At 63.2% G+C, this 22,752-nt stretch carries 29 protein-coding genes and 1 tRNA gene; 11 read left to right on the forward strand and 19 right to left on the reverse strand.

The annotated features are described in order from the left end of the window. Positions 1-108: 108 nt before the first annotated feature. On the reverse strand, positions 109-759 hold the full coding sequence (locus ACGYLA_RS00590; RefSeq protein ID WP_067264652.1) for a GntR family transcriptional regulator: 651 nt from the start codon (positions 757-759) through the stop codon (positions 109-111). A gap of 126 nt (positions 760-885) precedes the next feature. Between ACGYLA_RS00590 and ACGYLA_RS00595 the strand changes: the two genes are divergently transcribed. Next, positions 886-1,179 (forward strand): Dabb family protein, encoded by a 294-nt coding sequence (locus ACGYLA_RS00595; RefSeq protein ID WP_007118141.1) that lies wholly within the window; start codon positions 886-888, stop codon positions 1,177-1,179. 8 nt (positions 1,180-1,187) lie between these two features. Next, positions 1,188-2,309 carry an aminodeoxychorismate synthase component I gene (locus tag ACGYLA_RS00600; RefSeq protein ID WP_394429479.1) on the forward strand — a complete coding sequence of 374 codons (1,122 nt, stop codon included), beginning with the start codon at positions 1,188-1,190 and terminating at the stop codon, positions 2,307-2,309. On the opposite strand, the gene ACGYLA_RS00605 is transcribed toward ACGYLA_RS00600, so the two are convergent. Beyond that, positions 2,306-2,992 (reverse strand): SprT family zinc-dependent metalloprotease, encoded by a 687-nt coding sequence (locus ACGYLA_RS00605; protein WP_322328853.1) that lies wholly within the window; start codon positions 2,990-2,992, stop codon positions 2,306-2,308. The genes ACGYLA_RS00600 and ACGYLA_RS00605 overlap by 4 nt on opposite strands. Before the next feature lie 111 nt (positions 2,993-3,103). Here ACGYLA_RS00605 and ACGYLA_RS00610 point away from each other — a divergent pair, with 111 nt between their 5' ends. Both ACGYLA_RS00610 and ACGYLA_RS00615 read left to right on the forward strand, forming a co-directional pair. Further along, positions 3,104-3,433: a TIGR02300 family protein gene (locus ACGYLA_RS00610; protein ID WP_394429482.1), complete on the forward strand. Its 330-nt coding sequence runs from the start codon at positions 3,104-3,106 to the stop codon at positions 3,431-3,433. Positions 3,434-3,526: 93 nt separating this feature from the next. Then, positions 3,527-3,602 (forward strand) — tRNA-Ala (locus tag ACGYLA_RS00615). 244 nt (positions 3,603-3,846) lie between these two features. Here the strand turns inward: ACGYLA_RS00615 and ACGYLA_RS00620 are convergent. Then, complete coding sequence (locus ACGYLA_RS00620; RefSeq protein ID WP_394429484.1) at positions 3,847-4,611, reverse strand: sulfite exporter TauE/SafE family protein; 765 nt, start codon at positions 4,609-4,611, stop codon at positions 3,847-3,849. A 142-nt stretch (positions 4,612-4,753) separates the two neighbouring features. On the opposite strand from ACGYLA_RS00620, the gene ACGYLA_RS00625 reads away from it, so the two are divergent. Next, positions 4,754-6,436, forward strand: coding sequence for an acyl-CoA dehydrogenase family protein (locus ACGYLA_RS00625; protein WP_394429486.1), 1,683 nt, complete (start codon positions 4,754-4,756; stop codon positions 6,434-6,436). Between the two features lie 67 nt (positions 6,437-6,503). Then, positions 6,504-6,896 carry an META domain-containing protein gene (locus ACGYLA_RS00630; protein WP_209216607.1) on the forward strand — a complete coding sequence of 131 codons (393 nt, stop codon included), beginning with the start codon at positions 6,504-6,506 and terminating at the stop codon, positions 6,894-6,896. Here ACGYLA_RS00630 and recO read toward each other — a convergent pair. From recO to folK, 12 genes are all read right to left on the reverse strand, one after another. Beyond that, positions 6,880-7,602 carry a DNA repair protein RecO gene (gene recO, locus ACGYLA_RS00635; protein ID WP_394429488.1) on the reverse strand — a complete coding sequence of 241 codons (723 nt, stop codon included), beginning with the start codon at positions 7,600-7,602 and terminating at the stop codon, positions 6,880-6,882. The two genes, ACGYLA_RS00630 and recO, sit on opposite strands and share 17 nt — an antisense overlap. Continuing rightward, positions 7,602-7,931: a DUF1491 family protein gene (locus ACGYLA_RS00640; protein WP_168612645.1), complete on the reverse strand. Its 330-nt coding sequence runs from the start codon at positions 7,929-7,931 to the stop codon at positions 7,602-7,604. The genes recO and ACGYLA_RS00640 overlap by 1 nt, the downstream gene beginning before the upstream one ends. 15 nt (positions 7,932-7,946) lie before the next feature. Continuing rightward, complete coding sequence (gene era, locus ACGYLA_RS00645) at positions 7,947-8,855, reverse strand: GTPase Era (RefSeq protein ID WP_394429491.1); 909 nt, start codon at positions 8,853-8,855, stop codon at positions 7,947-7,949. Further along, complete coding sequence (gene rnc / locus ACGYLA_RS00650; RefSeq protein WP_394429493.1) at positions 8,852-9,538, reverse strand: ribonuclease III; 687 nt, start codon at positions 9,536-9,538, stop codon at positions 8,852-8,854. The genes era and rnc overlap by 4 nt, the downstream gene beginning before the upstream one ends. After that, positions 9,535-10,371: a signal peptidase I gene (gene lepB, locus ACGYLA_RS00655; protein ID WP_209216614.1), complete on the reverse strand. Its 837-nt coding sequence runs from the start codon at positions 10,369-10,371 to the stop codon at positions 9,535-9,537. The genes rnc and lepB overlap by 4 nt, the downstream gene beginning before the upstream one ends. Before the next feature lie 131 nt (positions 10,372-10,502). Then, positions 10,503-10,907, reverse strand: a complete 405-nt coding sequence (gene acpS / locus ACGYLA_RS00660) for a holo-ACP synthase (RefSeq protein ID WP_271688404.1) — start codon at positions 10,905-10,907, stop codon at positions 10,503-10,505. A gap of 147 nt (positions 10,908-11,054) precedes the next feature. Further along, positions 11,055-11,498 (reverse strand): PA2169 family four-helix-bundle protein, encoded by a 444-nt coding sequence (locus ACGYLA_RS00665; RefSeq protein WP_394429496.1) that lies wholly within the window; start codon positions 11,496-11,498, stop codon positions 11,055-11,057. Positions 11,499-11,611: 113 nt separating this feature from the next. Beyond that, positions 11,612-12,364, reverse strand: a complete 753-nt coding sequence (locus tag ACGYLA_RS00670) for a pyridoxine 5'-phosphate synthase (protein WP_394429498.1) — start codon at positions 12,362-12,364, stop codon at positions 11,612-11,614. Positions 12,365-12,464: 100 nt separating this feature from the next. Next, a complete protein-coding gene (locus tag ACGYLA_RS00675; RefSeq protein WP_394429500.1) occupies positions 12,465-13,121 on the reverse strand; it encodes a DUF2062 domain-containing protein in 657 nt (218 codons plus the stop codon). A 37-nt stretch (positions 13,122-13,158) separates the two neighbouring features. Then, positions 13,159-15,309, reverse strand: coding sequence for a bifunctional (p)ppGpp synthetase/guanosine-3',5'-bis(diphosphate) 3'-pyrophosphohydrolase (locus ACGYLA_RS00680; protein ID WP_067264600.1), 2,151 nt, complete (start codon positions 15,307-15,309; stop codon positions 13,159-13,161). Positions 15,310-15,345: 36 nt separating this feature from the next. Continuing rightward, positions 15,346-15,699, reverse strand: a complete 354-nt coding sequence (rpoZ, locus tag ACGYLA_RS00685; protein WP_067264606.1) for a DNA-directed RNA polymerase subunit omega — start codon at positions 15,697-15,699, stop codon at positions 15,346-15,348. A gap of 70 nt (positions 15,700-15,769) precedes the next feature. Next, positions 15,770-16,381: a 2-amino-4-hydroxy-6-hydroxymethyldihydropteridine diphosphokinase gene (folK, locus tag ACGYLA_RS00690; protein ID WP_394429502.1), complete on the reverse strand. Its 612-nt coding sequence runs from the start codon at positions 16,379-16,381 to the stop codon at positions 15,770-15,772. A gap of 123 nt (positions 16,382-16,504) precedes the next feature. Here folK and ACGYLA_RS00695 point away from each other — a divergent pair, with 123 nt between their 5' ends. The 5 genes from ACGYLA_RS00695 to ACGYLA_RS00715 all read left to right on the forward strand — a co-directional run bounded on the left by ACGYLA_RS00695 (position 16,505) and on the right by ACGYLA_RS00715 (position 20,193). After that, entirely contained in the window at positions 16,505-17,053 is a 549-nt protein-coding gene (locus tag ACGYLA_RS00695) for an NYN domain-containing protein (RefSeq protein ID WP_394403362.1), read from the forward strand. 252 nt (positions 17,054-17,305) lie between these two features. Further along, entirely contained in the window at positions 17,306-18,043 is a 738-nt protein-coding gene (locus tag ACGYLA_RS00700) for a helix-turn-helix transcriptional regulator (RefSeq protein ID WP_394429505.1), read from the forward strand. A gap of 60 nt (positions 18,044-18,103) precedes the next feature. Continuing rightward, positions 18,104-19,054 (forward strand): 4-hydroxy-3-methylbut-2-enyl diphosphate reductase, encoded by a 951-nt coding sequence (ispH, locus tag ACGYLA_RS00705; RefSeq protein ID WP_394429507.1) that lies wholly within the window; start codon positions 18,104-18,106, stop codon positions 19,052-19,054. A 54-nt stretch (positions 19,055-19,108) separates the two neighbouring features. Continuing rightward, a complete protein-coding gene (gene rnhA, locus ACGYLA_RS00710) occupies positions 19,109-19,573 on the forward strand; it encodes a ribonuclease HI (protein ID WP_394429509.1) in 465 nt (154 codons plus the stop codon). Beyond that, positions 19,570-20,193 carry a trimeric intracellular cation channel family protein gene (locus ACGYLA_RS00715; protein WP_394429511.1) on the forward strand — a complete coding sequence of 208 codons (624 nt, stop codon included), beginning with the start codon at positions 19,570-19,572 and terminating at the stop codon, positions 20,191-20,193. The genes rnhA and ACGYLA_RS00715 overlap by 4 nt, the downstream gene beginning before the upstream one ends. A gap of 10 nt (positions 20,194-20,203) precedes the next feature. On the opposite strand, the gene fmt is transcribed toward ACGYLA_RS00715, so the two are convergent. The 4 genes from fmt to def (ACGYLA_RS00735) are packed head-to-tail and all read right to left on the reverse strand — an operon-like array spanning position 20,204 to position 22,657. After that, entirely contained in the window at positions 20,204-21,112 is a 909-nt protein-coding gene (fmt, locus tag ACGYLA_RS00720) for a methionyl-tRNA formyltransferase (RefSeq protein WP_394429513.1), read from the reverse strand. 38 nt (positions 21,113-21,150) lie between these two features. After that, a complete protein-coding gene (gene def, locus ACGYLA_RS00725; protein ID WP_394429515.1) occupies positions 21,151-21,648 on the reverse strand; it encodes a peptide deformylase in 498 nt (165 codons plus the stop codon). Beyond that, complete coding sequence (def, locus tag ACGYLA_RS00730; RefSeq protein ID WP_394429517.1) at positions 21,645-22,142, reverse strand: peptide deformylase; 498 nt, start codon at positions 22,140-22,142, stop codon at positions 21,645-21,647. Before def (ACGYLA_RS00730) ends, def (ACGYLA_RS00725) begins: the two co-directional genes overlap by 4 nt. Then, positions 22,139-22,657, reverse strand: a complete 519-nt coding sequence (gene def / locus ACGYLA_RS00735) for a peptide deformylase (protein WP_271692495.1) — start codon at positions 22,655-22,657, stop codon at positions 22,139-22,141. Before def (ACGYLA_RS00735) ends, def (ACGYLA_RS00730) begins: the two co-directional genes overlap by 4 nt. Positions 22,658-22,752 lie beyond the last annotated feature (95 nt).

The following is a 22,752-nucleotide window of genomic DNA, read 5'->3' on the forward strand; positions in this document are numbered from 1 at the left end:
TGGGTGCCGCGCCGATCAGGTGCGGGGGTAATAGACTGTTGTGAGACCGGTCTTTTCCATATGCCTTTGATGCGCCGCTGCTGCCTGACTGTCAAGCCATGGGCGGGATCAGCTGGCCAGCATGCGCAGCCCTTGGGTCACATCCGAACGCACCGCCAGCCGCAGCCCCGGCTCATCGCCCGCGCGCAGGGCCGCGATGATCAGACGGTGGAAATGCGGCGGCTCGGTCCGGCGCAGGCGGCCATAGAGCGCGCGCATGGTGGGGCCGAGTTGCAGCCAGACCGTCTCTGCCATGGCGAGCATGGCGGGCGCTTGGGCGCGCAGGTAGAGCGTGCGATGAAATTCGAGATTGGTGCGGATATAGCTGACCGCATCGCGGTGGGCCACGGCCTCGGCAATATTGGTGTTGATCGTCTGCATCCGCTCGATCAGCGCCATATGGGCGCGCGGCAGGGCGCGAGAGGCAAGCTCGACCTCCAAGAGCGCGCGGAGGGCGGCCAATTCCTCGATCCGCTCGTTGCTGAGTTCGGGGGTGGAGATGCGCCCGGAGGTCGACATGGTCAGCGCCCCCTCTGCCGCCAGCCGCCGCACCGCTTCGCGGGCCGGGGTCATCGAGACCTCATATTCCTTGCCTATGCCGCGCAGGGTGAGGGCGTGGCCGGGCGGCAGATCGCCATGCATAATCCGCGCGCGCAGGCGGCGGTAGACACGATCATGGGCCAGCGGCGTGGCCTCGACAGGGCGCGGGGTCAGGTTCATGATGCGGTTGTGATCACAAACCAGCCACCCGTCAAGCGCGGCATTTTGCAGCCAAGACGCGATCACCCGTTGTCGCCAGCCTTGCGGCGATTTATCGGAGGTCAAACTGCCTTAAGGAGACGCGCCGTGACCAAACGAAACTTCATCCGTCATGTGGTCTTTTTCTCGGCCAAGGACCCCAAGGACATTCCGACGATCGTGGCGGGGCTTTGGAAACTGGCCGATATTCCGCATTCGACGACTTTCGAGATCTGCGAAAACACCCGTGTCGATGCGCTGTCGGGGGATGTGGATGTGGTCGTCTATGCCGAATTCCCGGATGCCGAGGCGCTGGCCGCCTATAAGGCGCATCCGATTTACCAAGAATCCATCGATATCGTGCGGCCCCTGCGCGATATGCGCGTGCCTGCAGACTTTTAAGGCGCGCCATGGCTGGCCCTTGCGTTCTTTTCGACACTGGCCCGCTGGGGCACGGCACGGCCTTCACCGCGCCGCGGCGGATCATCAGTGCCGATACCCCGGCTGAGGTGCCTGCGGCCTTTGCAGCACTTGAAGCGGCGCAGGAAAGCGGCGCCTGGTTGGCGGGCTATGCGAGTTATGAGTTGGGCTATCTCGGCTCGCACAAGCTGCGTGCGTTGATGCCTGCGGCGCGCGGGCTGCCCCTGCTGCGTTTTGGCGTCTTTGATGCGCCCGAGGCCTATGGTTTTGCCGAAGATGCGGGTGATGCCAGCCTGTCGGCGCTCACGCCGGATTGGGATTTTGCACAGTATCAGGCCGCCTTTGCAGAGGTGCAGGATTTCATCAGCGCGGGGGACATCTATCAGGCCAATCTGACCTTTGGGATGGAGGGGCGATATACCGGGACGCCAGCGGCGCTTTATGCCCGGCTGCGCCAGCGGCAAAGCGTGGCACATGGGGCTTTCGTCGATCTTGGCGGGCCTGTGCTGTTGTCGCGCTCGCCGGAGTTGTTCTTTGCGCTCACCGCCGAGGGACAGCTCACCGCCCGTCCGATGAAGGGCACGGCGCGGCGCGGGCGGGATGCTGCGGAGGACGCGAAGCTGTGCGCCGACCTTGCGGCTTCGGAAAAGAACATGGCCGAGAACCTGATGATCGTGGACCTTTTGCGCAACGACATCAGCCGGATCGCCGAGGTGGGCAGTGTCGAGGTGCCGAAACTGTTCGAGATCGAGACCTATGAGACCCTGCACCAGATGACCTCGCGCATCACGGCGCAGGTCTTGCCGGGAAAGCGGTTGACCGACCTTTTTCACGCGCTTTTTCCCTGCGGCTCGATCACCGGCGCCCCCAAGATCCGCGCGATGCAGATCCTGCGCGCCTTGGAGCCGGCCCCGCGCGATGCCTATTGCGGCGCGGTGGGGTGGATCGCCCCCACGGGTGCGATGCAGTTCAATGTGGCGATCCGCACGGCGACCTGTCACCCAGAGGGGCGGCTGCGGCTGAACGTGGGCGGCGGCGTGGTGCATGACAGCACGGCCGAGGATGAATATGCCGAAGCGCTGCTGAAGGCGCGTTTCGCAACGCTGGCCTAGAATCGATAGCGGTGCAGCCCGCCGCCATGGTCGCGCAGCCATTGGCGCGGCGCCTGATAATCGCCGTAGATCCGCGTGACCTCGGCCCAGAAGGCTGGGGAGTGGTTCATCTGCGCCAGATGCGCGACCTCATGGGCGGCGACGTAGTCGAGCACCTCGGGCGGGGTCATGATCAGCCGCCAAGAGAACATCAGCGCCCCGTCGCTGGAACAAGACCCCCAGCGAGAGCGCGTGTCGCGCAGGGTGATGCGGGCATAGGGCTTGCCCAGGAGCGCGGCATAGTCGTCACAAGCCCCGGCGAGGCGGTCGCGCGCCACTTCGCGCAGGTGTGCGGCCAGACGTTTGCCGATGCTATCCTCTGGGCCGGGCACAAGGATCTCTTCGGGGCCAATCCGCACACCCCTCCCCTGCCCGCCGCGGACGCGCAGCAGCTTGCCGCCCACCGGAAGCTCTGCCCCGGGGGCCACGATCACATCCTCGCCCCGCGCGGCGAGGTGTTGGCGAATCCAGTCTTGCTTGCTTTCGGCAAAGGCCAGCGCCTCACGCTCCGCCAGCCGTTTCGGCATGGTCAGGGTCACCCGTCCGTCCAATTGCGAGATGCGCAGCGAGATGCGCCGCGCGCGCGCCGAACGGCGCAGGATCAGCGGAATCGGCGGGTTGCCGGGCAGCACAGGGTCTTTCATTACCGGAGCAACGTCCCTAGATAGAGGCCAAAGCCTTTGACAGTGCCCCCCTCATATGGCACTTGGCCGGAATCATCTACACGCAACAGCAATATTATAAAGGGGTGTTTCATGCCCAACGAAGAATGGGGAACCAAGCGCCTGTGCCCCACTACGGGCAAGCGCTTCTATGACCTCAACAAGAATCCGATCATCAGCCCCTACACGGGCGAAGAGGTCGAGGTCGACAATTCCAAGTCGCGCATGATCGCGGCGGATGCCGAGGATGCGGTCACAGCCAAAGCCAAGAAGGGCGACAAGGCTGATGAAGAATCCCTGGTGGATGACGATGACGCGGTCGATGTGGATCTGGACGACGATATCCTCGATGACGACGACGATGACGATGATACCGTACCGCTTGACGACCTCGCCGACGTGGCCTCGGAAGACGAAGACTAATTTATCGGCGGCGGGGTCAATTTTCCGCTTGATCCCGCCTCCGCCAGCGCCTAGACAGCGCCACAGAACGACCCGGATCACATGATCCACGATGGGGCCTTAGCTCAGCTGGGAGAGCGCCTGCATGGCATGCAGGAGGTCAGCGGTTCGATCCCGCTAGGCTCCACCACCACCCCCCGACACAACTTACAAAAGACTTCGCCCGCGCGCATTTGCGTGGCCACGGTGAGGGCCATCCCCTGCCCGCGGGTGGGCGATCCGACGGCGCCTTATGCCACTTTATGGCGCAGCCGAGATGTGCGTTCGCAAAGTCACTACCAGCCTCACCAAATCGCCTACCCGTCCGGGCGGGCAGGCGATGGCCCGGCGCCTACGGCTTGAGTCCGGGCCGGGGTGGCAACCACTGAAATCGCCTAAAAAATCGCCCGCCGGATCAGGTTCAACCCCGCCACCATCAAGACAATCAAAGTCATCTTGCGAAACAGCACCGGATCAACACGGTCCATCACCTTGCTGCCGAGCCAAACCCCCAGCATCACCGGCAGAATCAACAGCGCCGAGAAGGGCCAGGTCTGCGCGTTCAGAACGCCCGAGCCGATATGCGCGACAAGCAGCGCCACCGCGCCCAGCCCGTAGATCACCCCTTGGATCCGCATCTGATCATGTTTCGCGGTCCCGAGCGCGGTGAGATAGGCCACCGTGGGCGGCCCCCAGATGCCGGAAATCCCCCCGACGGCCCCGGCAAATCCGCCGACCAGCGCCTCGACCTTCGTCGACCGCTGGGCCAGATGAAACTGATGTTTCGACAGTTGCAGCAGCGCGAACAGCACCACCGGCACCCCGATCATCAGCAACATCACCGTCGCAGGCACCAGCCGCACCATCTGGGCCGAAAGCACCAGCATCACACCGCCACAGACCAGAAACACCCAGAACAGCTTGATCGACCGCAACGCCGCCTGCGGCCCCTGCCGGAGCGCTTGAAAGGCATTTGCCAGAACCGTGGGCAGAATCAGCCCCGCCAAGGCCAGATCGGGCGCCATGAATGTCGTGAGACCGGAAATCAGCACCAGCGGCAGGGCAAAGCCCACCACGCCTTTGACGAAGCCACCGCAAAGACCGATTGCAAGTGCAGCATAAAATTCGAACGGGGTGAGAAAGGGGAAAATACTGTTCATACCGTTACATAGCACCCTCCTCCGGGGCCGCACGTCAAAAATGACCGCGCAAGATTAGAACAAAATGCCGCAGCGAAACGTATCTTTGTTGTGCTGCGACTGCGAAAGGTCTATGCCTGTCCCAAGCAAGAAAGGACAGCCCATGGCACATGACGGTCAGGACATGACAATGCATCGCGTAATTCTCGACGATCTGATCGGGCAGACCGGCGCGGCCCTGCCGCCGCTCGACCAGTTGCTCGAAACCGCCACCGCCGCGGTCCGCGCGCAGGTGAGCGATGGCGACCGGGTTTCGGCCAAGCTGATCGAGGCCAATCAGACCGCCGCCCACGGGCTTGCTTGGCTCGCCACCTATGTCCAAGCCCTGCGTCAGATGCAGCTTTGGGCCGAGCGGCTGCAAAGCGAGGGGCGCTTTGGCGAGGTGGAGCAACTGCTGCACCAGATCGCTTTTGGCGAATACCTCTGCCAGATCCGCGGCGGCATCCAGATGAACCAAGGGGAGATGCTGCGCCTGCAAGATCTGGGGCTGAGCGCCGAGGATGAGGCCGCGCTCGATAATCCTGCGATCACCAGCCTGACCCGCGCGGGCAACACCCAAGCCGCGCGCAGCCGTCTGGTCGAACTGATGCAGGAACGCAGCGCCGATGTGACCTTTGGCGTCAGCGGGCTGGATGAAGAGCTTGAGATGATCCGCGACCAGTTCCGCCGCTACGCGGTGGAAAAGGTCGAGCCGCACGCCCATGAATGGCACCTCAAGGACGAACTGATCCCGATGGAGGTGATCGAGGAACTGGCCGAGATGGGCGTTTTCGGCTTGACCATCCCCGAAGAATACGGCGGGCTGGGCCTGACCAAAGCGTCGATGTGCGTGGTCAGCGAAGAGCTGTCGCGCGGCTACATCGGGGTCGGCTCGCTCGGCACCCGTTCGGAAATTGCCGCTGAACTGATTCTCTGCGGCGGCACCGACGCGCAGAAAGAGAAATGGCTGCCCCGCATCGCCAGCGCCGAGACCCTGCCCACGGCGGTCTTTACCGAACCGAACACCGGCTCCGACCTCGGCAGTCTGCGCACCCGTGCGGTCAAGGACGGGGATGATTACAAGGTGACCGGCAACAAGACATGGATCACCCATGCCGCGCGCACCCATGTGATGACCCTGCTGGCGCGCACTGATCCCGAGACGACCGACCACCGCGGGTTGTCGATGTTCCTCGCCGAGAAAACGCCCGGCGATGATGCCACCCCCTTCCCCACCCCCGGCATGACTGGCGGTGAGATCGAGGTGCTGGGCTACCGCGGCATGAAGGAATATGAGCTTGGCTTCGACGGCTTTGAAGTGAAGGGTGAGAACCTCTTGGGCGGCGAAGAGGGGCGCGGCTTTAAACAGCTGATGGAGACCTTCGAGAGCGCCCGCATCCAGACCGCCGCCCGCGCCATCGGCGTGGCGCAATCGGCGCTGGATATCTCGATGCAATACGCCCAAGACCGCAAGCAGTTCGGCAAATCGCTGATCAACTTCCCCCGCGTCTCGGGCAAGCTGGCGATGATGGCGGTGGAGCTGATGGTGGCCCGGCAGCTGACCTATTACAGCGCCTTCGAGAAGGACGCCGGGCGCCGCTGCGATGTGGAGGCGGGCATGGCCAAACTGCTGGGCGCACGGGTCGCATGGGCGGCGGCCGACAACGGCTTGCAGATCCACGGCGGCAACGGTTTCGCGCTGGAGTACAAGATCAGCCGGGTGCTCTGCGACGCGCGGATCCTCAACATTTTTGAGGGCGCCGCCGAGATTCAGGCGCAGGTTATTGCCCGCCGCCTTCTGGGCTGATCTGCCGGGGTTGCAAGCGCTGCCGATGTCAGGGACATAGGCGGCGCTTCACTCCAAAGGACAGCCCATGCGCAGCTTTCTGATCCTCGCCGCCCTCAGCGCCCTGCCGCAATGCCAAGGCGATGAAACCGTCCGTGCCTATGGCGCGGGCGACAAGACATGGCATCTGGTGGAATTGGACGGCAAGCCCTTCGACGCCCGCGCTACGCTGACCTTCCCCGAGACCGGCAAGATCGCCGGGCAAGCCCCCTGCAACGCCTATAGCGCCGCGATGACGGTGCCCTACCCGTGGTTCGACACCGGCCATATCGCCGTCACCCGCCGCGCTTGCCCCGACCTTGCGGGCGAGACGGCGTTCCTCGATGCGCTGACAGAGGTGACCATCTCGGACGTGCTGGGCGACACGATGATCCTATCGGACGACAGCGGCGAACGTCTGGTTTTCAAAGCCGCCGACTAAAGGCATCGACAAAGCGCGCGCGGGCTTCCGGTAGGGGTTTGCCGCCCAAATCCCGCGCCAGATGGACGGTCAGGAAATGCCCCGTGGTCCGCAGGCCCTGCGCCACTTCGGCATCGCTGCCTGCGCCGCCGCGCAGCACGGGCGGCAGGGGCAAAAGCCGATCCGCCCACTCCCCCGCCCCCTTGGCCGAGACCGCGCGCCCGGTCTTGGGGGAGACATAGATCAGCCCCTCGGTCGCCCCCGTCACCGCGCAGGCGTCGAGGTCGAGCGCATAGCCCATTTCCTCCAAAAGGCGCAGTTCCCATTTGAGGTAAGCCAGCGGCCAGACATCGCCCTGCCCCAGCATATCGAGCAGCGCCTCGGTCCGCTGGTAAAGCGCCGGATGCGGCTCGCGTTCGGGCAGGCAAAAGGCCAAGAGCGCGGTGACCGCATTCAGCCCCGCCAGCGCCAGACGGTCCTGCATCGCCACGGCGGCGCGGCTGCGGAGCGGCTCGACGGTGAAGGCGCCGATGTGATCCTCCAGCCGCGCGCGCCATGCCACGTCAAGCTGCGCACCGGGTTGCAGGCTGGGGGCGATCTTGCGGCTGGTGCCACCACGGACGATGCCGGCGTGGCGGCCTTGGGCGGGGGTGAAGACCTCAATGATGGCGGAGGTCTCGCCATGTCGCCGCGCGCTCAGCAGGATGCCCTGATCGCGCCATTCCATCAGGCCAACCCCGGTTCGTCCAGAAGGTGCCGCCCGGCGCGATCCTCCACCTCGATCACCCAGAGGTCGGGGTCAAAGCTGCGTTGGCGGGTGACGGTAGCATCGATTTCACGCTCGTCGCCCGAGGCAAGCTCGACCCACTTCCGCTCGCCACTCATCAAGTCAAAAGAACGCTGAAACAGCACGGCCCGGCCATCAAGCGTTGCCAGCTTCACCAGCACCGCACCGCCGGTGTCATCACCATGGGCCACGACAAAAGCCGGAATGTCCTGCAACCGTAGCCGCGCGAGATAGGCATCGACCCAGAAACGCGCGGTCAGGCGGGGCATGGCTGGCCTTTACGCTCAGTCGTTGCCATCTTTGAAATCCAAGCCCATCTCGGAATAGCGCTCGGCCTCTTCCAGCCAGTTGGCGCGGACTTTCACTTGCAAGAACAGATGCACCTTGCGCCCAAGGAACTCTTCGAGCTCCTCCCGCGCGGCCTTACCCACGGCCTTGATCGTCTCACCGCGGTTGCCCAGCACGATGCCCTTGTGGCCGTCACGCACGACATAGACCAACTGGTCGATCCGGGCGGAACCGTCCTTGCGCTCTTCCCAGTTCTCGGTCTCGACCGTCAGCTGGTAGGGCAGTTCCTGATGCAGGCGCAGGGTCAATTTCTCGCGCGTGATCTCGGCGGCGATATTGCGCATCGGCAGGTCGGCGATCTGGTCCTCGGGGTAGAGCCACGGGCCTTCCGGCACCTCGCCCGCCAGCCACTCGCGCAATGTGTCGGTGCCGTGGCCGCGCTCGGCGGAGATCATGAAGGTCTCGGCAAACTCAAACCGTTGGTTCATCTTCTCGGCCAGCCCCAAGAGCACCGGCGCCTCGACCCGGTCGATCTTGTTGATCGCCAGCGCCACGCGGCGGCCCTTGGCGATGTTACCAAGCTCTTCGAGGATGCGTTCCACGCCCTCGGTCACGCCGCGGTGCGCCTCGATCAGCAGCACGATCACATCGGCATCCGCGGCCCCGCCCCAAGCGGCGGCGACCATGGCGCGGTCCAGACGGCGGCGCGGCTGGAAGAGGCCCGGCGTGTCGACGAAGACCAACTGCGCATCGCCCTCCATTGCCACGCCGCGAATGCGGGCGCGGGTGGTCTGGACCTTATGCGTCACGATCGAGACCTTGGCCCCGACCATGCGGTTCAGCAGGGTGGATTTGCCCGCGTTGGGCTCTCCGATCAGGGCGACGAATCCGGCACGGGTGGTCATGAGTTGCTCTCCAATTGCCGCAGCAGCGTGCTGGCGGCGGCCTGTTCGGCGGCGCGTTTCGACGGCGCGGTGGCGGCGGCCTCGGCCCCGTTGTCCAGCCGCGCGGTAATGGTAAAGACGGGCGCGTGATCCGGGCCGCTGCGCCCGGTCTGCACATAGCGTGGCGGGTTCAGCCCGCGCGCCTGCGCCCATTCCTGCAAAGCGGTCTTGGCGTCGCGCGCGTCTTCCTTGACGGTTTTCAGGCGGTCGCCCCAAAGCCGCAGCACGAGGTTCTTGGCGGCGTCAAAACCGCCATCCAGATAAACCGCCGCGATCACCGCCTCTATGGCGTCGCCCAGAAGCGCCTGTTTGCGCCGCCCGCCCGAGATCATCTCGGACCGACCGAGCTTGAGCACCTTGCCCAGATCAATCTCACGCGCCACATCGGCGCAGGTTTCCTTGCGCACCAATGCGTTGAAGCGCGGGGCCAACTGGCCTTCGCTGGCGCCGGGATCAAGCGCCAGCAGCGCTTCGGCCATGACAAGGCCCAGCACCCGGTCGCCCAGAAACTCCAACCGCTGGTTATCGTCGCGGTTGGCCGAGGACATGGAGGCGTGGGTCACCGCGCGCACCAGCAGCTCCGGCTTGGCAAAATGATGGCCAATCCGGGTCTCGAAGGCTTTGAGGTCTCCGCTCAGTTTCATCTGACAGCTTCGAAGAAGCGGTCGCCGCGCCATGTCCAGAAGAACAGCATCGAACGCCCGGCAGAGCTGAACATGATGCGATCCGCGCGGCCAATGAGGTTTTCGAAGGGCACGAAACCCACGCCCCCGGCGCGCTGCGCCAGACGGCTGTCAGCGGAGTTGTCGCGGTTGTCGCCCATGAAGAAGTAATGCCCCTCAGGCACGGTATAGACGCCCGTGTTGTCCGACTGCTGATTGGTGATGTTCAGGGTCGGGTAGGACACGCCATTGGGCAGGGTTTCGATCTGGCGGCTTTTCACGCAGGTCGCCCCTTGGCCCACGGGGCCGTTTTCGCAGCGCGGGCGCAGTTGTTGCGGGCCTTGGGGGGCCATGACCTCTTCAAACGTGCCCGCATCTTCGACCTCGACCGGGGTGCCGTTCAGGCTGATGACACCGTTCTTGATCTGCACCTTGTCCCCCGGCAGGCCAATCAGGCGCTTAATATAGTCGCGGCCCGAGACAGGATGACGGAAGACGACCACATCGCCGCGCTCAGGCTCGGAGCCGAAAAGACGCTCGTTATCGCCATCAAAGACACCGCAGACATCCTTGGCGTCAATCTCGATCCCGACACCGGGCAGCATCAGGCTGGGGCAAGAGGCGTAGGAATAGCCGTAGGCCATCTTGTTCACGAAGAGGAAATCACCGATCAGCAGCGTCTCTTTCATGGAGCCGGAGGGGATCCAGAAGGGCTGGAAGAACAGGGTCCGAAAGACACCGGCGATCAGCAGCGCCCAAAAGATTGTCTTGATGGTTTCGACAAAGGCGTTGCCGGTTTTTTCCTTAGCGGCCATGCGGCGCTCCTGACATATCGGTTTGGGGTTACATGCGGGGCCGTGCGGGCCAAGTCAAGTGACGCGGGGCCGGATCGCCCTGCCCCGCGTGCATATGACGCGAAACGGCGGGCTGCGCCAGCCTATGCAGCCTAATCGGCAAGAGGGCGCGCTTCGATCACCACGAAAGCCTGCGCCCAAGGGTGATCGTCGGTCAGGGTGACATGGATGATCGCCTCATGCCCCGGCGGGGTCATCGCGGCGAGACGGTCCGCGGCCCAGCCCGTCACCTCCATCACCGGCTGGCCGGTGCGCAGATTGCTGACGGCCATGTCGCGCCAAGCGATGCCCATGCGCAGCCCGGTGCCAAGCGCCTTTGAACAAGCCTCTTTCGCGGCCCAGCGTTTGGCATAGGTGCCCGCAACGTCATGACGCCGCTCTGCCTTGCGTTGCTCGACCTCGGTGAAGACTCGGTTGCGAAACCGGTCGCCGAAACGGTCGAGCGTGCCTTGGATACGCTCGATATTTGCCAGATCAGTGCCGATGCCGAGGATCATTGGGTGCCATTCTTGCCGCGTGACGGGGCCGATGGCCCTTTGCCCTCAATAGATCACGCGGCGAAAGCGAGGAAAAGCGGCAATCCGACGCGAAAACGCCGCCCCGCGGGAACGGGACGGCGTTGAATTTGCTACAAGGCGCGGCGCTTAGGCTGCGACGTGGCGGGCCTTCTCGGCTTTCGCCTCGTCGATGGCGCGCTGAACGGCGGCGCGTTGTTCGGTCAGGAATTCATAGCCGGGGCGGCCAGCAGTGGCTTTGATCGCATCGTCGTAGTTTTCGACCAATGCGGATTCGCCGTTGATGATCTCGTCATAAACAGCTTCGTTGTCGCCGGTCACTGCGTCGCGCAACTTCAGCCAACCGCGGTGAGCCGATGCGGCGGCAGAGCCTTCTTCGGATACATCCACGCCGTCGACGCCAAGCTGGCGGTGCAGTTCTGTGTGGAACTTCTCACGTTCTGCGATGCGCTGGTCGAAGAAGCCGACAAATGCCGCTTCATCCGAGACCTGTTTGCGGGACTCACGATAGCCGTCGCGGCTGTCGATCAGGCGGGTGTGCAGTTTCTTCAGCGTGTCGACATGATCGCTCATTGGTGCCTCCTTAGGTTTGTTAACCGGTCTGGCGGCCCAACGCGGCCAAGGCCGCTTTAGGTCCAGAGGGAGGCACGCTTTGAGAGATTTTCCGCCACCGGCGGGCGGCAGGTTCAGCCCTCGCGGGCCTCATCCATCAGGCGGCGCATTTCGGCAATCGCGGGTTCCAACCCGAGGAAGATCGCCTCTCCAATCAGGAAATGCCCGATGTTAAGTTCCCGCACCTCGGGGAAAGCGGCGATCGGGGTGACGGTGTCATAGGTCAGCCCGTGGCCCGCGTGCACCTCAAGCCCGAGAGAGTCGGCGAAACGCGACATCTCGCGCAGCTTGTGGAGTTCGACATCCGCCTCATCCCAACGGCCCTCGGCAAAGGCATCGCAATAGGCACCGGTGTGCAGTTCGATCACCTCTGCGCCGATGCGATTGGCGGCTTCGATCTGCGCGCGTTCTGCCGCGATGAAGATCGACACCCGGCTGCCTGCCTCGCGCAGGGGCGCGATGAAATGGGCCAGCTTGTTCTCTTCCCGGGCGACTTCCAGCCCGCCTTCGGTGGTCCGCTCTTCGCGCTTTTCGGGCACGATGCAGACCGCGTGGGGCTTATGGCGCAGGGCGATCTTTTGCATCTCATCCGTCGCGGCCATCTCGAAGTTGAGCGGGACCGACAGCACCTCCATCAAACCTTCGATATCGGCGTCGGAGATATGCCGCCGGTCTTCGCGCAGATGCGCGGTGATGCCATCGGCCCCGGCCTTTTCCGCGATCTTGGCCGCGCGCAGCGGGTCGGGATAGGCGCCGCCCCGCGCGTTACGCACAGTCGCCACATGGTCAATGTTCACGCCCAATCTCAGCTTTGGTTGATCCGCCATCTCGATTCCCCTTGCATCACTTGCCCCGACCATAGGTCGGAACTTTCGCCAACCCCATAGGGAGAAGCGGTTTTTCCCGAAAATTGATGGCGCGAAAAGATCAGTCTGCGTGGCGCTTGGCGTCGGCCTTTTGCGCCGCCTTATGTTTGAGCGCCTCGAACTTGGCTTTGATCATGCCGCGCCGCCGCTTTTGATAGGCGCGCAGCACCGGGACCGAGATGCAATAGGCGATGGAGGCGCAGATCATCCCAGGCAGGATGCCCCCGATCAGATAGGGGTAGAAGACCTGATGGAAGAACACCGTCAGCCCGGTCCAATCCATCTGGGTATCGGTAAAGATCGCGACGAAATTCTCTTTCAGATCGCGCCCGGCGTCGAGAAACTTCCCCCCGAAAGAGCGGTGCGCCGTCGGTGCCACGGGCGCGCCGAGGATCCAATGCCCGGTTTGCAGGGCCGCGATGCCGATGGGCACATAGGTCAGCGGATTGCCAAAGAAGGTAGCCATCAGCGCAGCAAGGATATTGGCCCGCATCACCCGCCCGATCAACGCGGCCACGATGAAATGCAGGCCGTAAAAGGGCGTAAAGGTGGTAAAGACCCCGGCCCAGATGCCGCGCGCGATGCGCTCGGGGCTGTCGGGCAGCCGCCGCATCCGGTGTTTGACATAGTGAAACGCACGCGTCCAACCACCGCGCGGCCACAGAAACTCGGCCAGCGCGCGCAGGGTCGGTTTCGGATCGCGGCGTTTGAAAATCAAGTCTCAGGTCCAGTATCGGCGTTTCGTCTGCGCAGGGTCAGGTGGTCTTTTCGACGGTCTTTCCCATGCTCATATTGCGGTGCCTGCTGACATCGGCGACCTCACTCTCGGCTTCGAGCGTGGACATCAGCGAATGCAGGTGACTCACGTCTCTGAGATCGACATAGACCACCAGCCGGTAAAAGTCAGGCTTGCGCTCCACAAACTCCAGATCTGAAATATTGGCCGAAGCTTCGCCGATCAAGGTACAGACCCGCCCCAGAACGCCCGCGCCATTGCCGATGGTGATGTCCAGCGCGCAGGTATAGACCGCCGGATGGCTGCCGTCATGCCAACGCAGATCGAGCCAGCGTTCGGGCTGGTCCTCATATTCCGAGAGGCGGTCACAGTCGATCGCATGGACAGTCACGCCCTTGCCCCGGAAGGTGATGCCGACGATCCGCTCACCGGGCAGCGGGGTGCAGCAGGGCGCGCGGTCAAAGCTCTGCCCCGGCTCTAGCCCCACGACCGCGCGGCGCACGTCGATCTGTTCACCCTTTTGCGGAGCGAGGTCGGGATAGACGCATTCCACCACTTCGCGGCCCGTGAGCTCCGAACTGCCAAGCCGCGCAAGCACCTCATCAGGGCCATTCAGCCGCATGTTCTTGGCCACGGTATGCAGCACCTTATCGGTGGCCTTTTTACCGACCTGCGCAAAGGCCGAACGCGCCAATTCACGGCCCAGTTTGATAAAGCGCTCGCGGTCGACCTCACGCAGGGAGCGCCGGATCGCCGACTTGGCTTTACCCGTGGTGGCAATGTCGAGCCATGTCACCTGCGGGGTCTGGCCCTGCGCGGTGGTGATCTCAATCGACTGGCCGTTTTTGATCCGGGTCCACAGCGGCACCCGCATCCCGTCGACCTTGGCCCCCACACAGGCGTTGCCGATACGGGTGTGGATCGCATAGGCGAAATCAATCGGCGTAGCCCCGCGCGGCAGTTTCACCACATCGCCTTTGGGTGTGAAGCAGAACACCTGATCGGCGTACATCTCAAGCTTCACCGCTTCGAGGAAATCCTCGTGATCGGTCTCGGCGTCGAACTGCTCGGTCAGCTGGCTGATCCACTTGGCGGGATCGACGGCAAAGGGGTTCCGGCTGCGCACCCCGTCACGGTAGGACCAATGGGCGGCGACGCCGGTCTCGGCCACGTCATGCATCTGGCGGGTGCGGATCTGCACCTCCACCCGCTTGCCGTCACGGCCCGAGACGGTGGTGTGGATCGACCGATAACCGTTGGTCTTAGGCTGGCTGATGTAATCCTTGAACCGCCCCGGCACCGCGCGCCAACGGCGATGGATCGCGCCGAGGGTGCGGTAGCAGTCCTCCTCAGAAGCGGTAATCACGCGAAAACCGTAAATGTCAGACAGGCGAGAGAAGCTCTGCTCCTTCTCCTCCATCTTTCGCCAGATCGAATAGGGTTTCTTGGCCCGGCCAAAGACTTCGGCTTCGATATCCGCCTTTTCCAACTCCACGCGCATGTCGCCCGTGATCCGCTGGATCACATCGCCAGTGTCGCGTTGCAGGGTGATGAAACGCCGGATGATCGACGCGCGCGCCTCGGGGTTGAGGACCCGAAACGCGAGGTCTTCCAACTCTTCGCGCATCCATTGCATGCCCATACGGCCCGCCAGCGGCGCATAGATGTCCATCGTCTCCCGCGCCTTTTTGATCTGCTTGTCCGGGCGCATGGATTTGATCGTGCGCATGTTGTGCAGACGGTCGGCGAGCTTGACGAGGATGACGCGCAAGTCCTTGGACATCGCCATGAAAAGCTTGCGAAAATTCTCGGCCTGCTTGGTCTCGGTCGAGTTTAGCTGAAGGTTGGTGAGCTTGGTGACACCATCGACCAATTCCGCCACTTCGCCGCCAAAGAGGCTTTGCACCTCGGCATAAGACGCTTTGGTGTCTTCGATCGTGTCGTGCAGAAGGGCGGTGATGATCGTCGCATCGTCAAGCTGCTGCTCCGTGAGGATCGCAGCGACAGCGACAGGGTGGGTGAAATAGGGTTCACCGGAATGGCGAAACTGCCCCTCATGCATCCGCGCCCCGTAGTCAAAAGCGGCGCGGATCAGGGGTTCGTTGGTACGCGGATTGTAGCCTTGAACAAGAGCGATCAGGTCGTCGGCAGTGATGTCGGCGCTGTTCATGCCATCTGCCTCATAGCCCCGGCCGGGGCGCGGGGGTTAGCCCTGCCCCTGTGCGGCCATCAACTGGCGCAGCAACATTTCTTCGGACATGCTGTCTTCTTCGGGCTTGTCCTCTTCGGCACCCATCAAAAGCGCCATGGCGTCTTCTTCGGGCTCGTCGACTTCGATCTGGCTCTGGTTGCTTTCGATCAGACGCTCGCGCAGATCATCGGCCGACTGTGTCTCTTCGGCGATCTCGCGCAAGGACACGACGGGGTTCTTGTCGTTGTCACGGTCAACGGTCAGCTGCGATCCGGCAGAGATCTCGCGGGCACGATGTGCGGCCAGCATGACGAGTTCGAAACGGTTCGGAACCTTATCCACACAATCTTCGACGGTGACGCGGGCCATGAAGCCTCCAATATCTCATTTGCTGCCAGAAGTGCCGTATTTAAGCCGCCTCGGGCAGATTTACAAGCCGTTATTGCAGCCGCCGCACCTCGGCACGATCCCGCTCAGGCAGGGCCTCAAGCAGGGCGCGCACGGGCTTTCCAAGCAGCGGATGCACCCAATTGGGGGCCACATCGGCCAGCGGCACCAAGACGAAGGCGCGGTCCTGTAGCCGGGGATGCGGCAAGATCAATTGCTCTGGCGTGCGGCCAATCTGTGCCTCCAAAGGCAACTCGCGCCATATCTTGTGGGTCTGACGGTCTGGCAACACGATATCATCACAGGCCAAAAGATCCAAATCCAAGGTCCGCTGGCCCCAGCGTTGCACCCGCTCACGGCCCATCTGCGCCTCGATCCGGTGCAAGACGCCAAGCGCGGTCTGCGGTTCCCACGGCGCTTCGAGCCAGGCGGCGGCATTCACATAGTCTGGCCCCGCCCCTGCGGGAAAGGCCGGAGTGTGATAGAATGCACTTGTGGCGCGAATCACCGCGCCGGACGTCTGCAATAGCTTTAAAGCCGATTTTAGCGTTTCCTGAGGTTTACCCACAGAAGATGCAAGGTTACCGCCGAGCGCAACCAGAAGACTATACTTTCGTATAGGGTCTCTACTGCTTAATTCCATGCCCTCGGGGTCTTGCGACATCGTTAAAAAGCCTTAGTTATGCACCCTGATGTGGGGGCATCGCCAGAGGTCACGGATTTATTAATCCGCGGCGATTACAGTTCAAACCGGGAATACGGCGAAGCCTGCCGAAAGGATAGTTTAATGTTCTACAAAGATGAGCGGTTGGCGCTTTTTATAGATGGCTCCAACCTCTACGCCGCGGCAAAGACGCTGGGCTTCGACATCGACTACAAGCTGCTGCGGCAAGAGTTCATGCGCCGCGGCAAGCTGCTGCGCGCCTTCTACTATACCGCGCTTTTGGAAAACGATGAATATTCGCCGATCCGCCCGCTTGTCGACTGGTTGAACTACAACGGCTTTTCCATGGTCACCAAACCGGCCAAGGAATACACCGACAGCATGGGCCGCCGCAAAGTCAAAGGCGACATGGACATCGAGCTGGCCGTCGATGCGATGGAACTGGCCCCGCGTGTCGATCATATCGTGATCTTCTCTGGCGATGGTGATTTCCGCCCGCTGGTGGAAAGCCTGCAACGCCAAGGCGTGCGCGTCTCCGTCGTCTCCACGATCCGCAGCCAGCCGCCGATGATCTCGGATGACCTGCGCCGCCAAGCCGACAACTTTATCGAGCTTGACGATCTGCGTGATGTGATCGGCCGCCCGCCGCGCGACCCCGCACCGCACGAATAAAAGACGCATCTCCGTTTCGCGCAGAACCATGCCGCCCCCGTGCGGCAGCGGCCTCACTGCGCGTGGCGTCTGGATGATGGGCAAACGAATACCAGGCCAGCGACTGTGGCGTCACTGGCCTGTGAAATTTCTAAAATACCCCAGGGAAGATACAATACAGCACATGAACCCATGCGTTCCCCTTGATCCCACACTACCTGCTCCCGTAGAAGTAGACGACCCCCCGAAAAAGGGGGGTAAAAGTGAGGGAAGATGCTGTTCGATGCCGCTGTACGTTTGGAAAAGCTGCAAGATGTTAGCGCGCTTTGGGATGGGATCGTAAAGACATTTCGAAAGACCGGCTTTACCCACGCCATCCACATCAGCGTGGGTGCGGATTTCAAAGACGCTCAGTTTCTGTCGACCATCCCCGACCTCTACGATGACCTCCCGCCCGAGGATGATCCATTCCTGCACCACTCGTGCAACAGTTATGATGTGCTGACGATCGGCCAAGCCTTCGTACATCTCTACCCCGATGTCACCCCGTCCGAGCATTCGCTGATCGCCCGCGCAGGGCGCGAAGGTCTGCATGCTGCCTTTGCCGTGCCGATGCGGCTGAAGGGCTCCGAACGCTTTGGCGGTTTCATCGTCGGCAACGGGATGGAGGCCGAAGAGTTCGAGCGCGCCTTCAGCGACATTGTCGAGGATCTGCGCCTCTTCTGCCTGCTGATGCACCGCCGGATCGAAGACCTGACCGGCACCGCGCCCCTGCCCCTGCCCGAGAATCCTTCGGCCTTCGACAAGCTGAGCCCGCGCGAAGCCGAAGTGGTGAACCTGCTGGCCCATGGCTACACCCGCCAGCAGACCGCGCACCGCTGCAACCTCTCTATCCACACCGTGTCGGACTATGCGAAATCCGGCTACCGCAAGCTCGGCATCCGCAACCGGGCACAAGCCGCCGCGCTGGTGCACGCCACGGCGGGCGAGCCTGCGCCCAAGTCGGACTGACGGGCTGGACGAAGCGCGCCCAAGCCCTTACCTCTGCGCCAACCGTCCGGAGATTTCGCCATGACCAAACCGCCTCTTACCCTCTACCTTGCCGCGCCGCGCGGATTCTGTGCGGGCGTGGACCGGGCGATCAAGATCGTCGAAATGGCGATCGAGAAATGGGGCGCGCCGGTCTATGTGCGCCATGAGATCGTGCATAATAAATTCGTCGTCGACGGGCTGCGCGACGAGGGCGCGGTCTTTGTCGAGGAACTCTCCGAATGCCCCGACGACCGCCCGGTGATCTTTTCCGCCCATGGCGTGCCGAAATCCGTGCCCTCGGCGGCGCAGGCGCGCAACATGATCTATGTCGATGCCACCTGCCCGCTGGTCTCCAAGGTGCATATCGAGGCGCAGCGGCATGCGGATGCGGGCCTTCAGATCATCATGATCGGCCATGCGGGCCACCCTGAAACGATCGGCACCATGGGCCAATTGCCCGAAGGCGATGTGCTGCTCGTCGAAACGCCTGAGGATGTGGCCACAGTCGCCGTGCGCGATGACGCGCGTTTGGCCTATGTCACCCAGACCACGCTCAGCGTCGATGACACCGCCGATATCGTGGCCGCGCTACAGGCGCGCTTCCCCGCCATTATCGGCCCGCATAAAGAAGACATTTGCTACGCCACGACCAACCGTCAGGAAGCGGTCAAAGCCATGGCGCCGAAATGCGACGCGATGCTGGTGGTGGGCGCGCCCAATTCCTCGAACTCAAAACGGCTGGTCGAAGTCGGCGCCCGCGCGGGCTGCGCCTATGCGCAACTGGTGCAGCGCGCGGATGACATCGATTGGCGCGCGCTGGAGGGCATCGGCAGCATCGGCATCACGGCGGGCGCATCGGCCCCCGAAGTGCTGATCAATGAGGTGATCGACGCCTTCAAAGCGCGCTATGACGTGACCACCGATCTGGTCGAAACCGCGCAGGAGAACGTGGAATTCAAAGTGCCGCGCGTTCTACGCCAACCCGCCTGATTGACCGCCGCGCGCCAGCCGCCTAAACCGCGCTGGAAACTGCCGGAGATACCCATGCCTGACCTCTACGCCTATACTGACGGTGCCTGTTCGGGCAACCCCGGCCCCGGCGGCTGGGGCGTGCTGATGCGCGCGATGGAGGGCGACCAGATCGTCAAGGAGCGCGAGTTGAAGGGCGGCGAGGCGCAGACCACTAATAACCGCATGGAGTTGATGGCCGCGATCTCGGCCTTGGAATCACTCAGCCGCCCGACCGAGATCACGCTGGTGACTGATAGCAACTACGTCAAGAACGGCATCACCGGTTGGATCTTCGGCTGGAAAAAGAACGGTTGGAAGAACGCGGCCAAAAAGCCGGTCAAGAATGCCGAGCTTTGGCAGCGACTGGACGCTGCGAATGCGCGGCACAATGTGACGTGGAAATGGGTCAAGGGCCACGCTGGCCACCCCGAGAACGAGCGCGCCGATGAACTGGCCCGCGCGGGCATGGCCCCCTTCAAACCGGGCGGCAAGAAGTGAGCCTGCTGGCCCTGCTGGACTATGCCGCCGTGCTGGTCTTTGCCATTACCGGCGCATTGGTCGCCAGCCGGGCGCAGCTTGATATCGTGGGCTTTGCCTTTATCGCCTGCCTGACCGCCGTTGGCGGCGGCACGATCCGTGACCTTCTGCTCGACCGCAACCCGATCTTCTGGATCGAGACCCCCAGCATGTTGGGCGTGGCCATCCTGGCCGCTTTGGTGGTGTTTTTCACCGCCCACCTGCTCGAAAGTCGCTTTCGTACCTTGATCTGGCTCGACAGTCTGGCGCTTGCCGTCGCGGTCGCGGCGGGGGTTGGTGTGGCGATGGCGCAAGAGCAGTCCGCGCCAATCATCATCGTCATGGGCATGATCACCGGCTGTATGGGCGGGCTGATGCGTGATGTGGTGGTGGGGCAGCTGCCGCTGGTGCTGACCCAAGGCGAGCTTTACGCCACCGCGGCGCTCTCAGGTGCCGGCGTCGCCGTGCTGCTGGCGCCCTATTTCGATGGCACGCTCTACCCGCTGCTGGCCTGCGCCGCGACGACTTGGGTGCTGCGCGCAGGGTCGCTTTATTTTGGCTGGCACCTGCCGGTCTACAAAAGCACCCCGCCCAAAAGCTGAACGCTCGGCCTCAGCTAAGACGCGCACCCACTGCGATCTGCGCACCGCGTTGAAACACATCCGCCTCCTGCACGCCCTTGCCCGCGCGCTGTAGCCGCGTCAGCCGCACCGCCCCCTCGCCACAGGCGATGCGCAGCGCGTCCGACAGCACCTCACCCGGCGCGCCGGTGCCCTCGTCCAGCACCGAGCCGAGGACTTTCACCCGCTGGCCGTCAATCTCGAACCAGGCCCCCGGAAAGGGCGACAGCCCGCGGATCAGCCGGTCCACCTCAACCGCGGGGCGGGTCCAGTCGATGCGCGCTTCGGCCTTGTCAATCTTGGCGGCATAGGTGACGCCCTCTTCGGGCTGGGGCTGCGGCGTCAGATCGGCCAGTTGCGACAGCGCCTTGTTGATCGCAACCGCGCCCATGGCGCTCAGCCGGTCGTGCAACTGCGCCGTGGTTTCCGCCGCGCCGATCTCGGTCTCTTCGCACAGCAGCACCGGCCCGGTATCCAACCCCGCTTCCATCTGCATGATGCACACGCCGGTCTTTTCATCGCCCGCCATGATCGCACGGTGGATGGGCGCCGCCCCGCGCCAACGCGGCAGCAAGCTGGCGTGAATATTCAAACAGCCATGTTTCGGCGCGTCGAGAATGGGCTGCGGCAGGATCAGACCGTAGGCCACGACCACCGCCGCATCGGCCTCAAGCGCGGCGAATTCTTCCTGCGGCTCAGGATGTTTGAGCGATACCGGATGGCGCACCAGCAGTCCAAGCGCTTCGGCGCGTTGCTGCACCGGGCTGGGGCGGGGTTTCTTGCCGCGCCCGGCTGGGCGTGGCGGCTGGCAATAGACCGCGGCGATGTCATGCCCGGCCTGCACCAGCGCATCGAGGATCGGCACCGAAAAATCGGGCGTGCCCATGAAGATCAGTCGCATCTGTTCACTCCTGCCGGACAGCGCCTTGGAGAGCGCTGTCAGCCGTTTTGTTTGCGCGCCTTGCGCAACAGCATGTCGCGCTTGGTTTTGCTGAGGTTGTCGAAATACATCTTGCCCGCCAGATGGTCGATCTGGTGCTGCACGCTGACGGCCTCAAGCCCGACGAAATCACGCTCCACCTCGGCTCCCGTCTCGTCAAGGAACCGCACCCTCACCCCACGCGGGCGGCGGATCACGGCGCTGAAACCGGGCAGATTGGGGCTGGCCTCCTCGTAAGGATGCAACACGGCAGAGGCATCGACGATCACCGGGTTCGCCAGCCGAATGCGTTTGTTGCGCGCTTCCGAGGCATCGACCACCGCCACCTGCAACATCACCCCGATCTGCGGCGCGGCAAGGCCGACGCCGGGCATGGCGTCCATCGTCTCGATCATGTCGTCCCAGAGGGTGCGGATTTCATCCGTCACCGCCTCAATCGGTTCGGCGGGGCTGCGCAGGCGTTTGTCGGGCCATGGAAGATAGCGGCGTAGGGTCATTGTGCGTTGAACTCCGCAATCTTGGCGGCGCGGGTCTCCGCGTCGAGGTGATCGAAGGTCACCACACCGTCAAGGTGATCCATCTCATGCTGCGCGATCAGCGCCGCGGCGCCTTCCATGCTCTGCACATAGCGGCCCCCGTTCAGACCGGTCCAGACCATCTGCACCTGCGCGGGGCGCGAAATGTCGGTGCTGATGCCGGGGATGCTGAGGCAGCCTTCGGTATGGGTCACCCGTTCTTCGCCGATCTCTTGAAACATCGGGTTGATGCAGACCAGCGGGTCGGCCTTATCCTCTTTCCAGCCCGCATCCATCACGAAGATGCGCAGCATTGCGCCCACCTGCGGCCCGGCAAGGCCACGCCCCGGTGCGGCATACATCGTCTCAAGCATATCGGCGGCAAGGCGTTCGATCTCCGGCGTGATCTCTTCGACCGGGACGCAGATTTCGGCCAGTCGCGGGTCGGGCCAGCGGAGAACCTCCAGCACGCTCATCCGCGCGCCAGCTCGCGCTTGAGCTTGACCATCTTGCGGGTGATCATCTGACGCTTCAGCGGCTTGAGGTAGTCGATGAAAAGCTTGCCGTCGAGGTGGTCGATCTCATGCTGAACGCAGGTCGCCCAAAGCCCGTCAAACGCCTCTTGCTGCTCTTTCCCATCGCGGTCGAGCCAGCGCACCTCAACCTCCGCCGGGCGGGTCACCTCGGCATATTGGTCGGGGATGCTGAGACAGCCTTCTTCATAGGTGTTGAGCCCGTCCGAAGAAGCCACAATTTCGGGGTTGAACATCAGCAAGGGCCGGGGCGCTTCGCCCTCTTCTTTGACGCAATCCAGCACAATCACCCGGCTCAACACGCCGATCTGCGGCGCGGCAAGGCCGATGCCCGGCGCATCATACATGGTGGTCAACATATCATCGCCCAGCACGCGCAGCTCGTCGCTGAGATCGGCGACGGGGGCTGCGGCTTTCTTGAGCCGTGGATCGGGGTGCAAAAGGATCGGGCGTTTCATCCCGCTCATTTAGGCCATGCCCGTGCATCGCGCAACCGGGGGCTTGCAGCGCCTGCGGCAGCCGTTAGCTTGGCCGCAATATCAGGAGAGACCAG

Origin of the sequence: Sulfitobacter sp. 1A13679, from assembly GCF_043557115.1 — a bacterium.
In the GTDB taxonomy this organism is placed as follows: domain Bacteria; phylum Pseudomonadota; class Alphaproteobacteria; order Rhodobacterales; family Rhodobacteraceae; genus Sulfitobacter; species Sulfitobacter faviae.